Source organism: Pseudomonas sp. NPDC087612, from assembly GCF_044743505.1.
In the GTDB taxonomy this organism is placed as follows: domain Bacteria; phylum Pseudomonadota; class Gammaproteobacteria; order Pseudomonadales; family Pseudomonadaceae; genus Aquipseudomonas.
This window is the reverse complement of record NZ_JBIUWO010000012.1, coordinates 193,473-206,188: the sequence shown is the minus strand read 5'-3', so window position 1 is coordinate 206,188 and position 12,716 is coordinate 193,473. Positions and strand designations below refer to the sequence as shown.

Annotated in this window: 14 protein-coding genes; 8 read left to right on the top strand and 6 right to left on the bottom strand. The window is 62.6% G+C overall.

Features of this window, described 5'->3' with window-relative positions; translation table 11 throughout:
* From ACIOVF_RS23830 to ACIOVF_RS23820, 3 genes are all read left to right on the top strand, one after another.
* The coding region (locus ACIOVF_RS23830) for a hypothetical protein (protein WP_401292867.1) at positions 1 to 381 on the top strand (381 nt) is incomplete at its 5' end.
* 16 nt (positions 382 to 397) lie between these two features.
* Positions 398 to 1,285 carry a threonine/homoserine exporter RhtA gene (gene rhtA / locus ACIOVF_RS23825; protein ID WP_401292864.1) on the top strand — a complete coding sequence of 296 codons (888 nt, stop codon included), beginning with the start codon at positions 398 to 400 and terminating at the stop codon, positions 1,283 to 1,285.
* Between the two features lie 185 nt (positions 1,286 to 1,470).
* Positions 1,471 to 1,752 (top strand): hypothetical protein, encoded by a 282-nt coding sequence (locus ACIOVF_RS23820; protein ID WP_045202036.1) that lies wholly within the window; start codon positions 1,471 to 1,473, stop codon positions 1,750 to 1,752.
* Positions 1,753 to 1,811: 59 nt separating this feature from the next.
* Here the strand turns inward: ACIOVF_RS23820 and ACIOVF_RS23815 are convergent, their stop codons facing one another.
* Both ACIOVF_RS23815 and ACIOVF_RS23810 read right to left on the bottom strand, forming a co-directional pair.
* Positions 1,812 to 3,623 carry an aminopeptidase P family protein gene (locus tag ACIOVF_RS23815; protein WP_045202038.1) on the bottom strand — a complete coding sequence of 604 codons (1,812 nt, stop codon included), beginning with the start codon at positions 3,621 to 3,623 and terminating at the stop codon, positions 1,812 to 1,814.
* Positions 3,624 to 3,679: 56 nt separating this feature from the next.
* Complete coding sequence (locus ACIOVF_RS23810) at positions 3,680 to 4,840, bottom strand: cysteine desulfurase family protein (RefSeq protein ID WP_045202041.1); 1,161 nt, start codon at positions 4,838 to 4,840, stop codon at positions 3,680 to 3,682.
* Positions 4,841 to 5,060: 220 nt separating this feature from the next.
* Between ACIOVF_RS23810 and ACIOVF_RS23805 the strand changes: the two genes are divergently transcribed.
* Positions 5,061 to 6,170 carry a DUF3182 family protein gene (locus ACIOVF_RS23805; RefSeq protein WP_401292859.1) on the top strand — a complete coding sequence of 370 codons (1,110 nt, stop codon included), beginning with the start codon at positions 5,061 to 5,063 and terminating at the stop codon, positions 6,168 to 6,170.
* Positions 6,157 to 6,927 carry a S9 family peptidase gene (locus ACIOVF_RS23800; protein WP_045202044.1) on the top strand — a complete coding sequence of 257 codons (771 nt, stop codon included), beginning with the start codon at positions 6,157 to 6,159 and terminating at the stop codon, positions 6,925 to 6,927. The genes ACIOVF_RS23805 and ACIOVF_RS23800 overlap by 14 nt, the downstream gene beginning before the upstream one ends.
* Here ACIOVF_RS23800 and ACIOVF_RS23795 read toward each other — a convergent pair.
* Entirely contained in the window at positions 6,910 to 7,287 is a 378-nt protein-coding gene (locus ACIOVF_RS23795) for an antibiotic biosynthesis monooxygenase (protein WP_123568370.1), read from the bottom strand. The genes ACIOVF_RS23800 and ACIOVF_RS23795 overlap by 18 nt on opposite strands.
* A gap of 88 nt (positions 7,288 to 7,375) precedes the next feature.
* Between ACIOVF_RS23795 and soxR the strand changes: the two genes are divergently transcribed.
* Complete coding sequence (gene soxR, locus ACIOVF_RS23790) at positions 7,376 to 7,840, top strand: redox-sensitive transcriptional activator SoxR (protein WP_401292855.1); 465 nt, start codon at positions 7,376 to 7,378, stop codon at positions 7,838 to 7,840.
* Here soxR and ACIOVF_RS23785 read toward each other — a convergent pair.
* Positions 7,837 to 9,261: an FAD/NAD(P)-binding protein gene (locus ACIOVF_RS23785; protein ID WP_401292852.1), complete on the bottom strand. Its 1,425-nt coding sequence runs from the start codon at positions 9,259 to 9,261 to the stop codon at positions 7,837 to 7,839. The two genes, soxR and ACIOVF_RS23785, sit on opposite strands and share 4 nt — an antisense overlap.
* 78 nt (positions 9,262 to 9,339) lie before the next feature.
* On the bottom strand, positions 9,340 to 10,320 hold the full coding sequence (locus ACIOVF_RS23780) for a GlxA family transcriptional regulator (protein WP_093385108.1): 981 nt from the start codon (positions 10,318 to 10,320) through the stop codon (positions 9,340 to 9,342).
* A 107-nt stretch (positions 10,321 to 10,427) separates the two neighbouring features.
* Here ACIOVF_RS23780 and ACIOVF_RS23775 point away from each other — a divergent pair, with 107 nt between their 5' ends.
* Positions 10,428 to 10,985, top strand: coding sequence for a cysteine hydrolase family protein (locus ACIOVF_RS23775; protein WP_401292849.1), 558 nt, complete (start codon positions 10,428 to 10,430; stop codon positions 10,983 to 10,985).
* A 21-nt stretch (positions 10,986 to 11,006) separates the two neighbouring features.
* On the opposite strand, the gene ACIOVF_RS23770 is transcribed toward ACIOVF_RS23775, so the two are convergent.
* A complete protein-coding gene (locus ACIOVF_RS23770) occupies positions 11,007 to 11,570 on the bottom strand; it encodes a helix-turn-helix domain-containing protein (protein ID WP_401292846.1) in 564 nt (187 codons plus the stop codon).
* Positions 11,571 to 11,654: 84 nt separating this feature from the next.
* Here ACIOVF_RS23770 and ACIOVF_RS23765 point away from each other — a divergent pair, with 84 nt between their 5' ends.
* Complete coding sequence (locus ACIOVF_RS23765; RefSeq protein WP_258597151.1) at positions 11,655 to 12,602, top strand: DMT family transporter; 948 nt, start codon at positions 11,655 to 11,657, stop codon at positions 12,600 to 12,602.
* Positions 12,603 to 12,716 lie beyond the last annotated feature (114 nt).

Sequence of the window (12,716 nt, the reverse complement as noted above, 5' to 3'; positions counted from 1 at the left end):
AGGCGCGCATTCTACGCTTTCCTCAGGGCCTGTCAAGCGTTTATTTTGAAGTTTTTCGTTCAACTTCAACCACTTGACTCGCTGCGATCTCTCGTCAGCGGGAGGCGAATTCTACAGCGTTTCAAACCGCTGTCAACTGCCTTTTTCACCGCTGCCGATCTTTCGATCGAAGCACCTCCGGATGACCCTGGAACCGCTAACTCTTTGAAACTCAAGGAGTTTTCAGTTCCGACTGCGCCGGAAGTGGGGCGAATTATAGAGAGATTAAATCGGACGTCAAGGGTTAATTCAGAAAACCCCGAACAAAAGAATAATGAGCAGTATATTGCTCATTTTTGGGCCTTTGCGCATCATAGTCTGCCCGCGCTAGTACCTATATAAGGAATGCCCTCCCGCAATGAATAGCCAACCCCGCAGCCTGGCCGCCACTCTCTTCCCTATTGGCTTGCTGCTGATCGCCATGGCCTCGATCCAGTCCGGGGCCTCGCTGGCCAAGAGCATGTTCCCGGTAGTGGGCGCACAAGGCACCACCACCCTGCGCCTGATCTTTGCCAGCATCATCATGCTGTTGCTGCTGCGCCCCTGGCGCGCCAGGCTCAGTGCCAGCACCCTGCGCACCGTGATCATCTACGGAATGGCCCTGGGCGGGATGAATTTCCTCTTCTATATGTCGCTGCGCACCGTGCCACTGGGCATTGCCGTCGCCTTGGAGTTTACCGGCCCGCTAGCCGTTGCCCTGTACGCGTCGCGACGGGTCGTGGATTTTCTCTGGATCGGCCTGGCGGTAATTGGTTTGCTGCTGTTGATTCCCATCGGCCAGACCAGCGCCGGCATCGACCTGGCTGGCGCAGGCTACGCATTGGGCGCCGGCGTGTGCTGGGCGCTGTACATTCTATATGGGCAAAAGGCCGGTGCCGAGAACGGCATCCAGACCGCCGCTCTGGGCGTGATGATTGCCGCGCTGCTCGTCGCCCCCATCGGCATCGCTCACGCCGGCAGTGCGCTGTTGACCCCCTCGCTGCTGCCTATCGCCCTGGGCGTGGCGATACTCTCCACGGCCCTGCCCTACAGCCTGGAAATGGTCGCCCTGACACGCATGCCCGCCCGGACCTTCGGCACCTTGATGAGTATCGAACCCGCGTTCGGCGCACTATCAGGCTTGCTGTTCCTGGGCGAAGTGCTGACCGTAGCGCAATGGCTGGCTATTGCCGCAATCATTACTGCCTCAGTCGGCGCCACTCTGTCACTGCGCAAGGAACGCCCGGCGCTGGTTGCCGCTGACTGATTTGAGAAATATTTGCATTTAAATAGACGCTGGTCATTGTGCCGGACTTCCACCATCTTTAAGCTGTCATATAACGTCAACCTTAAAGATATCTAATTGACAAGACAGGGACGCGAAGAGGCATCAGGGACGAAGCACGGGAAATTAGACACGGGCGGTAGACCCGGTACGCATTAAGGACAGGAATGAAACGAATTTTGCTCATCCTAGCCATTTTGGCCATCGCGGGGTGTGCGGCGACGGCGAGCACCGAAGTCAAACGAGGCAAGAAAGGCCTGCACATCAACTGCTCTGGCCTGTCTTCATCTTGGGACAAATGCTACGCCAAGGCCGAAGCCTCCTGCGGCAGCAAAGGCTATAAAGTCATTGCCCGTTCAGGTGACGGCGATGCCGAGCCCGGTGACTATCCTTTTGGCCTCAACCCTGCTGGCTACACCAGCCGCAGCATGATCGTCATCTGCAAGTAAGCTGATCAAAAAACAAGGGCAGCCCACAGGCTGCCCTTGCTGTCACTGCCGTCTAGATATCAGATCGATTCCGTACGAACCTGCAACCAACGCAACGCAGGCCCCTCCAACAATGGCGAAAGGCGCTTGCGTACCTCTGCGTGATAGCCATTGAGCCAGTCACGCTCCTCACTACTCAATCGCTGCGTCAGCAGGCAGCGGGTATCGATCGGACACAGCGTCAGGGTTTCAAACTCGAGAAAGTCGCCAAACGCGCTTTTGCCCACCTCACGGTTGAACACCAGATTCTCGATACGCACGCCCCACTCGCCGGGACGATAGGTACCGGGCTCGATCGAGGTGATCATTCCCGCCTGCATGGCGGTCTGTGGCGCGGCGGCGGCCTGATAGGCAATCACCTGCGGCCCTTCATGCACATTCATGAAGTAGCCGACACCATGCCCTGTGCCATGACCGTAGTCGACCTGCTCCGCCCAGATGGGCGCACGAGCTATGGCATCGAGCAGTGGCGACAGGATGCCGCGAGGGAAACGCGCGCGGGACAATGCAATGACACCTTTGAGTACCCGGGTGCAGTCCTGTTTTTGTTCAACAGAGGGGTTGCCTATCGGCACCATCCGGGTGATGTCGGTAGTCCCGCCCAGGTACTGTCCGCCGGAATCGATCAGCAACAGACCATCGCCTTCAATGCGCGCGTGGGATTCGTCGGTTGCCCGGTAATGCGGCATGGCGCCATTGGCATTGAAGGCGGCGATGGTCGAGAAGCTCAGCGAGACGAACCCCGGGCGACGTGCACGCGAAGCACTGAGCTGTTCATCCACGCTTAGCTCGGTGATCGGCTCGCCGCGCCCCTGGGCCGCCTCGAACCAGGCGAAGAATTCGCACAGCGCCGCGCCATCTTGCTCCATGGCCTTGCGGATATGTGCAAGGTCGGCTGCGCTTTTCTGCGACTTGGCCAGCGTGGTCGGGTTCAACCCTTCTACCAGGCGAACGCCATTGGCGGCATTGGCCAACAGGCCACTGGTAACTCGCGCCGGGTCGATCAGCAGGCTGGCGCCAGCGGGAATCGCGGCCAGTGCCGAGGCAACCTCGGCATAGTCGCGCAAACGGATGCCGTCGACTTCCAGCACATGACGCAAATGTTCGTCGACCTTGTTCAGGGCGACGAACAGGGTGGCCTGACCTTGGCTGATCAGGGCAAAGGAAACGAACACCGGATTGTAGGAAACGTCACTGCCGCGCAGGTTGAACAGCCAGGCGATGTCGTCCAGAGTGGCGATGAAGTGCCAGTCGGCGCCACGCTCGCCCATGGCCTGACGCAGGTTGGCCAGCTTTTCGGCACGACTGACCGTGGCTTCGGGCGGCAGGTGCTGGTACACCGGGTTTTCCGGCAGCGCCGGGCGGTCAGCCCAGATTTGCCCGAGCAGATCCCTATCACTTAACAAACGCACGTTGCGCGCCTTGAGCCGCTCGCCCAGCTGGCGTGCAGATGCCAGGGCCATGACCGCGCCGTCGACCGCAACCACGCCGCCTTCAGGGGCCTGCTCGGCCAGCCAGTCCAGCGGACCGGGCTTGCCTGGCAGCAACTTCACCAGTTCGATGGTAGTGCCCGCCAGTTCCTTTTCTGCCTGTTCCCAATAGCGGCTGTCCGCCCACAGGCCGGCGAAGTCGGCGCTGACGATCAAGGTGCCGACCGAGCCATGGAACCCGGACAACCATTGCCTGGCCTGCCAATAACCGGGCAGGTATTCGGAAAGGTGCGGGTCGGCCGAAGGCACCAACAGGGCATCGACGCCTTCGCGCTGCATCACTTCACGAATACGTTCCAGGCGCGTATTCACCGCTTCCTGCGTTGAAGACTGAGTGTTCATGCTGACTCCTGCTACCACGGCATCCATTGTTATAGGCGCTGATAATGGAACAGGCTTCAGCCCTGGGCAACCGCCCAGAAGGGTTGTGATTGTAACGAGGCCTTTATCGCGCGGATTGCCTGGTCGATGTCTTCTGCCCGGGTGTAGCGGCCCAGGCTCAGGCGAAGGGTCTGGCGCGCGGCCTGCGGCTCGAGCCCCAGCGCAAGAAGCACGTGGGACGCTGCATTGCTCGCCGAATTGCAGGCTGAGGTCGAAGAAAATGCCAAGGTCTGGGCCAACGTCGAAAAATCGGGAACGTCAGCGCCGAAGGTAAGACTCAGGGTATGCGCGATGCGTTGCCCGGCACTGCCGTTGAGCTTCACTCCGGGCACGCTCAGCAACTGATCGAGCAAGCGCTGCTGCAGATGAGCGATGCGCCGGGTTTCGTCTTCAAGCAGCGCCTGGGCCACGGCAAACGCCTCGCCCATGCCGACGATCTGGTGCGTTGCCAGCGTCCCGGAGCGCAGCCCGCCTTCGTGCCCGCCGCCGTGGATCTGCGCTTGCAGCAAGGGCCTGGCGCGCTCTCCTACATACAAGGCGCCAATGCCTTTGGGCCCATAGACCTTGTGCGCGGAAAAGGACATCAAGTCGACCGGCCAGCGGGCCAGGTCGATCGACAGCTTGCCCGCCCCTTGCGCCGCGTCCACATGCAGCAAGGCGCCATGCTGGCGTACAACCTCGGCCAGCGCCGGGATATCGTTGACGGTCCCCAGCTCGTTATTCACCAGCATCAGTGAAACCAGGAAGGTATCTTCGCGCAGGGCTGCGCGCAGCGCTTCGGTTGTGATCAGGCCCTGGGCGTCGGGCGCGAGCAAGGTCAGCTCGAATCCGTTTTGCTCAAGCTGGCGAACGGTATCGAGCACCGCCTTGTGTTCGATCTGGCTGGTAATGATGTGACCACCCTGGCGCCCCTGGGCGAGGCCCTTGAGCGCCAGGTTGTTCGATTCGGTCGCCCCCGAGGTCCAGACGATCTGCCCGGCCTGCGCACCCACCAGCCCGGCAACCTGGGCACGGGCATTCTCCACGGCCGTGCGCGCGTTCTGCCCGTAGCAATGGGAGCTGGAGGCCGGATTGCCAAAATTGCCCGAGGCGCCCAGACAGCTGACCATGGCCTGGATGACTCGCTCGTCGACCGGTGTCGTGGCGGCGTAGTCGAAATACAGCGGAAGATCATTCATGACAGCAGGCTCTCTGGTTGTCGTCGCCATGCAAAGCAGACGTTGCCTAAATCCGTGTAGGGAAAGTGCAACGCCATAGTGCACCAGCCACCAATAGAACTATAAATTATCAATTTTCATATTTATATAACCTAAAAAACCATCCTTCAGTCACTCACCCTGAACTTCTGCCACTCATGGACTTCACATTCAGTACAGCCCGGCAAGGGAGGATCTGCCCATGCTCCGATCGACAGACCGCAAGCAAGGCGTGGTGCTGCTGGATACCCGTCAAAGTACACCCGAACACGAACACAGTGTGCACCTCAAGCTCGCCGAACGGCTCGCGCAGTTGTTCGACACCGAGGTGGTCAGCCCTGCCCAGCCGCCGACGGCAAAACAGAACTTCTACTACCTGCCCACTGAAACCCTGATCGGTGCCGAACGCTATCGGGCAATGGGCATTGGCGCACCGACCGATCTGTTTGGCGGCCTGGTCAGCCAGCCGTTTATGGCCACCAAGGCGATTTCCCACCCGATTGCGGCCGATGCGCGTTTTCCGCTGGGCTGGAGCAATGATTTCGCCCGGCTGGCCCAGGATGCGCTGCTTCGTGGCTACAGCGTCTTTAGCCTCGACGATGCCCTGCGCGCCGCACAATTGCTGTTGCGCGAGGGGCCCCTGCGCCTCAAGCCGGTACGCGCCACCGCAGGCCGCGGGCAATCCGTGATCGACAACATGAAAGGCCTGGAACAGGCACTGGGCGCCATGGATGAACAGGAAATAGCCCTCTGGGGCCTGACCCTGGAGGAGAACCTCAGCCAGGTGCAGACCTTCAGCGTCGGCCAGGCCCTGGTCGCCGGCATCCTCTGCAGCTACTACGGCACCCAACAGTTGACCCGCGACCATCAGGGCGAGGAGATCTACGGCGGGTCGGACCTGGTGCTGGTGCGCGGTGACTACGACGACCTGCTGCAACTGCAACTGGAAGATCACCTGCGCCTGGCCATTACCCAGGCCAGGACCTACGAACAGGCCGCGCTGCAGAGCTTCCCTGGGTTTATTGCCTCACGGCGCAACTATGACGTGGCACGCGGCCTTAACAGCCAGGGCAAGCTGCGCAGCGGCGTGCTCGAACAATCCTGGCGCATCGGTGGTGCCAGCAGTGCCGAGGTACTGGCGCTGCAGGCGTTTGCCGCTGACCCGGCGCTGATGCGCGTGCGCGCCTCCACCCATGAAGCCTTCGACGCGCCTGAGCTGCCCGCCGATGCGACGATTTTCTATCAGGGGGACGACAGTGAACTCGGACGAGTCTGCAAATACGCACGGATCCGCGACTATGACCATCCATAGCGAAGCGATCGAGATTCCGGTCGATGGCGAAAGCATCGCCGGAACCATCGTCAGCCCCAGTGCCAAGGTGCCCGCCATCCTCTTTGTGCACGGCTGGGGTGGCAGCCAGCAACGCGACCTGGCCAGGGCCAAGCAGATCACCGGCCTTGGCTGCGTGTGCATGACCTTCGACCTGCGTGGCCACGAGAAGACCGAAAGCCAGCGCCTGAGCGTTACCCGCGAGCAGAACCTCGCTGACCTGGTTGGCGCCTACGATCGGCTGGTCAGTCATCCGGCAGTCGACAGCAGCGCCATCGCCCTGATCGGCAGCAGCTACGGCGGCTACCTGGCGACCTTGCTGACAGCCTTGCGCCCGGTCAAATGGCTGGCATTACGGGTGCCGGCGCTGTACTGGGATGAGGAATGGAAGCTGCCCAAACAAGCCCTCGACCGCCAGCGTCTGAGCGACTACCGTCAGCGCCCGCTCGCGCCGGCAGACAACCGTGCACTGGGCGCCTGCGCCGAGTTTGCCGGCGATGTGCTGCTGGTGGAGTCGGAACAGGACGACTTCGTGCCACACAGCACCTTGATGAGTTACCGCTCAGCCTTCGTCAGTGCCCATTCGCTGACCCACCGGATCGTCGACGGCGCCGACCACGCACTGTCCAGCGACCGCAGCCAGAAGGCCTACAGCTCTATTCTCAGTGCCTGGATAAGCGAAATGGTCATTGGCGCGCGACTTGACCGCTACCCGCATCATTCACCCTGGTACTCCTGAGCCCATAGGCAGTTGGCAGTGCAGCCCGTGCTCGGCTGTACGCGCCAGGCTGCTGAGGGTCTGGAAGGCATTGAAGTTCACGCTTCTGGCCTGGTGCTGGCGAATCAGTTGCAGGAACGGCTCCTGCTCGAAACTGCTGACAGCAGCCTCCCAGGCAGTACGCGATCGCCACTGCAGGTATTGCAATACCCGACTGCCATCATCGCTGGCCTGGATACTGGCAGCGACCAGGCCGTTGTGCTGCACGGCAAGGTACTCGCTGCGCAGCACCAGCGCCTGGGCCAGCGCGTGTTGACGATCCGGCGCCACCTCGAACTCGATCATCTGGGTAAAACACAGGCTGTTGTCTGAAACCAGCATGAAGCTACTCCCTCTGCCTTTGCACTTGCGGTGCGATGGCAGGCAGGGTAAAACCTCGAGTTAACTAGAGGTCAAGAGAAATCCTGTCATGCCCGATACCGCCCAGAGCGCCCTCAGCGTCGGCCAACTGTCGGCGCGCAGCGGCGTGGCCGTGACCGCCCTGCATTTCTACGAAAGCAAAGGCCTGATCTACAGCACCCGCAGCGCCGGCAACCAGCGCCGCTACCCGCGCGAAACCCTGCGCCGGGTGGCGGTAATCAAGATGGCGCAACGCCTGGGTATTCCCTTGGCCACCATTCATGCCGCGTTGCAAACGCTGCCGGTGGGCCGTGCACCGAGCGTGAAGGACTGGCAACGGCTATCAGAGCAATGGCGCCAGGACCTGACCCGGCGCATCGACAAGCTGATGGTGCTGCGCGACCAGCTCGACGGCTGCATCGGCTGCGGCTGCATGTCGCTGCAAAGCTGTCCGCTGCGCAACTGTGACGACCAGCTCGGCGAACAGGGCCCCGGGCCGCAACTGCTGGAGCCTGGCGCCGACCCCAACGACTAACGGCCCGTGCCGGCCAGAAGCTGCGCCAGCGCCTTGGCCTGCAAGGCCACGTCGGTCACCGATGTGCTCTCCCACCACAACCCGCGCAGCGGCGGGCCCATGGCAAACAGCTGCGAACTGTAGCGGCCCTCGCCATCCTGCACCGCGCCCTGGGCGTTTGCGGCGATGCCCAGGGCCAGCGGCCCCGGCTGGATCAGCCGGCGTTGCAGCAAATTCTGCGGCAAGGGCCGGGCCACCCTGCGCCAGTCGTACTCAATACCGGTGGAATTGATCAGGGCGTCGGCGCTGATCCGCTCGACCTGCGTTTGCCCGCGAAAGCGCAGCTTGACCACCGGCAGGCGGTCGGCGCCGGTTTCGACCCCTTGCAACGACGCCGCATGAATCCGCAATCGCCCTGCTTCGATCAACTGCGCCAGCAATGCCGCTCCCGGCGGTGGCGATCGATGATGATGGCTCTCCCACCAGGGCCGCACATGGCGCACGAACTGGCGCTTGTGACGCTCGCTGGCCTGGCTCCAGAGCCTGCCGATATGCACGCGCACGGTGTCCAGGGGCGCCTGCCAGTCGATGCCCTGCTGCTGGGCCAGGCGGCACTGATTGCGCAAGGCCCGCAGCAGTTGCAATGGACTGCGCAGTGACAGGTCCGCAGCGAGAAAATCTTCCCATGCCGGCGGTTGACGACGTACATGAGGCAGCAGCCCGTGGCGGGAAAACACCTCGATCGGGCCGCGATGGCCGGCTGCCTGCAGCGACACCACCGCGTCGACCATGGTCAACCCGGAACCGATAATGACCACCCGGCCGTCTGGGTTGATCGACCGCATGGCCTGGATATCCCAGGGGTCCACACAGGCGCTGTTGAAAGCATTGTCGCCGCGCTGGGGAGTACGCGCGGCGGCAAACATGCCGGTGGCCAGGACGGCCCGGCTGGCGCGCAAGGTCCGACCGTCGGCCAGGCTTACACTGAGCCCCCGTTCATCCACCGCCAGGTCCAGCGCCTCGGCCTGAACATGCTCAAGCCACGAGCCCTGCTGCGCACCCACCGCCTGCGCCTCGGCCAGGCGCTGACGGACATACTCGCCAAACAGCCCGCGAGGCGCAAACAGCTCCGCCACCGGTACCCCTTGCGCGGCCGACTCTGGCCAGCCTCCGGCAGCAATGTGCTGGCCCAGCCACTGGCTCAGGTCATCGGCGTTGTCCGGGTCGACACTCATGCGCGCGGCATTGCCGTTGAGGGTGTGCCCCAGGTGCGTGGCGCTGTAGGCTTCGCCGCGCCCCAGTTCATCGCGTGGCTCGACGACCAGTACACGGCGCTGGCCGGCTTGGCGTAACAGCTGCGCGGCCAGCAGGGCTGCGCTCAGGCCGCCGCCGATGATCAGCACATCGGCAGGCGGGCTCTCGGCTTGTTCAGGGGCGCTCATGGCGTTCTCCGTCTTGTTTGCAACGGATAATAGGCAACAAAACGCCAAGTGCGCAGCCCGGCCTGTACCAAAGTAGGATCAAGCCACCACAGCGGTGAGTCGGCGCCGGTAGTCGCTGGGGGCAAGGCCGGTGACCTTGAAGAACACTTTGCGAAACGCGCCCGGGTCCTGATAGCCGACACCCCAGGCGATCTGGTCGATTGAGCGGTTGGTGAACTCAAGCATGCGGCAAGCCCGCCCGACCCTGACCTGCTGGCAGTACTCGGTGGGTTTAAGGCCCGTGGCGCTGCGAAAGCGGCGCAGGAAAGTGCGCTGCTCAAGGCCGGCACACGCGGCCATGGCCGCCAGCGACACCTCACGCGCGCCACTGCCCTGCAACCAGTGCTGGACCTTGAGCACCGCCTCGTCGCCGTGGTCCAGCCGAGGGCTGAAGACGCTGCCGGGGTGCTGCCCGCCGCTGACCCGTTCGACCGCCAGGAACCGCGCAGTCTCCGCCGCCAGGGTTTCGCCCAGGAAACGCTCGACCAGTTTCAGGCCCAGATCGGTCCAGGCCATCAACCCGGCCGAGGTGATGATGTCGCCGTCATCGAGCAGCGGCAGGTTGGCTTCGACCTGCACCTGCGCAAAGCGCTCGGCCAGTGATTGCGCGAAATTCCAGTGGGTGGTCGCCGGGCGCCCGTCAAGCAGGCCGCTGGCGGCGATGAAGAACACCCCGACGCAAACCGACACCAGCAATGCGCCGTCCGCATGCCATTGACGCAGGCTGGCACAGTAGCGATCGAGCAGTTCGGGCGAGGGCGCCTGGGTCAGGCTCGGCGGGATGATCATGGCCCGCAGCGGGTGCAGGCTGCCTGGGTGCGTGTCGAAGGTTACCTGCAGTTGCTGATCAGGCCCCTCGCTCCAATGGCTGACGCGCAATGCGGGCCGCTCCAGCGCCCCCAACTCCAGGCGCAGGCGGTTGGCCACGGCAAACAGATCGGTCAGGCCATGCACGGCGGCCAGTTGCGCGCCGGGATAAACCAGCACGCCAATTTCCAGAGTGTCCTGCGCCGCTGCCATTGTCAGTTTTTCCCGCCAATTTGTCGTTCGCGCCAATCCGCAAGCGCATCGTCCAAGCCTATAACTATCAACACGCCACAACCACTCCCCAACACGAGGCTTTTGACATGAGCAAGCAGGCACTGATCGTCATCGATATCCAGAACGATTACTTCCCCGGCGGCAAATGGACTCTGGATGGTGCCGATGCGGCAGCCGACAACGCCGCCAGCATCCTTGAGGCCGCCCGCGCCCGTGGCGACCTGGTGGTGCATGTACGCCACGAGTTCGAGTCCGAAGACGCGCCGTTCTTCACCCCGGGCTCGCAAGGTGCGCAGATTCACCCCAAGGCCGCCAACCGCGCAGGCGAGCCGGTGCTGCTCAAGCACAAGGTCAATTCGTTCCTGGGTACCGGGCTCAAGCAGTTGCTGGATGAGCAGAGCGTCAGCGAGGTCACGGTGATCGGCAGCATGAGCCACATGTGCATCGATGCCGTCTGCCGCGCGGCGGCCGATTACGGCTATGGCGTCACCGTGGTTCACGATGCCTGCGCGACCCGCGCCCTGGAGTTCAACGGCATCAATGTGCCGGCGGCGCAGGTGCATGCAGCCTTTATGGCATCGCTGGCCTTCGCCTACGCCCAGGTGATTTCCACCGAGCACTACCTGACCGACACCAAGCGCTGAGTGCCGTGACCCGCCGCGGGCTCAGATCACCACATTGCGCACGAAGCGGGTCGCCACCTCGCCGTCATTGCGATAGGCATAGCGGCGATTGCTGGCAAAGGTGAAGAACTCGCCAGCATTGAGCCGCTGTTGCTGCCCTTCGACCTCCAGGGTCAGGCAGCCTTCGAACACAAACAACTGCTCGCTCCAGCCATCGGTATCGGGCTCGCAGGGGTAGACCTCACCGGGTTCCAGGCGCCACTCCCAGAGTTCGACCTCCCGGGTGGCGGCGGAGCTTGCCAGCAGCACGGCCTTGCTGCCGGGATGCACACCGGCCCAGGCCAGTTCGTTGATGCGGCTCGGGTCGCGGTTATCCGGCGCCTTGATCAAGTCACTGAAGGCAACTTGCAGGGCTTCGGCGATCAGATCCAGAGTAGTCAGACTGACATTCTTTTCGCCGGCCTCTATGGCCACCAGCATGCGCCGGCTGACCCCGGACTTTTGCGCCAGGGCACTCTGGCTCAACTGGGCAGCATGGCGCAGGCGACGAATGTTCTGGCTGACATGCTGAAGCACCGAGGCGCGTTGAGGGGAATCTTTGTGCACTATATTGCTCATCAATAGGGGTTGCGCAGTATACTGCCCACTTTCGCCGCAATTGTGCGTCGACCCTCTTCCGTGTGCAAGGCCATGACCCCAACGAACTCCGCTGAACGCCCTTCCGTTTCCTTCCGGCTGAGCAAGGCCGAACTGGTGCTGGTGTTTATCACTATGCTCTGGGGCGGCACCTTTTTGCTGGTGCATAACGTGATGACGGTCAGCGGGCCGATGTTCTTCGTCGGTTTGCGCTTTGCCGCCGCGGCCTTGTTCGTCGGTCTGGTGACGGCCCGCTCGCTGCCGGGCCTGACCGCTACCGAACTCAAAGCCGGGGTGTTGATCGGTGTATCGATCATGCTTGGCTACGGCCTGCAGACCGTTGGCCTGCAAACCATCAGCAGCAGCCAGTCGGCATTCATCACCGCCCTGTACGTACCCTTCGTGCCCTTGCTGCAATGGCTGGTGCTGGGCCGCCGCCCGGGCCTGATGCCAAGCCTGGGTATCTGCCTGGCGTTTGCCGGCCTGATGCTGCTGGCAGGCCCCGGTGGTGGTTCGCTGCAGTTCAGTCCGGGGGAAATCGCCACCCTGGTCAGCGCCGTAGCCATTGCCGCAGAAATCATCCTGATCAGCCGCTACGCCGGCCAGGTGGATGTTCGCCGGGTAACCGTCGTGCAACTGGCCACCGCCTCGGCGCTGTCGTTCATGATGGTGGTACCGACCCAGGAGCGCCTGCCGGACTTCTCCTGGCTGTTGCTGCTCAGCGCCGTGGGCCTGGGGGCGATGAGCGCGGTGATCCAGGTGGCGATGAACTGGGCACAGAAATCGGTCTCGCCAACCCGTGCCACGCTGATTTATGCCGGTGAACCGGTGTGGGCCGGCATCGTCGGGCGCATTGCCGGCGAGCGCCTGCCAGGCGTGGCCCTGCTTGGGGGTTTGCTGATCGTCGTCGCCGTGGTGGTCAGCGAGCTGAAGTTTCGCCGCCGTAACCAAGAGCAGACGACTCTCGAGGCCCACGCCGAAGAACGCGAACCGGGTCTCTGATCGACAAATGCAGGCTATCCTTTGAAAAAAACTGTTATAAAAAAAAGGATTGATACAGCGCTCTTGTAGGATTCTGCGACAGCTTGCGGGTTGGTGATCGACCAGTCGCCACGT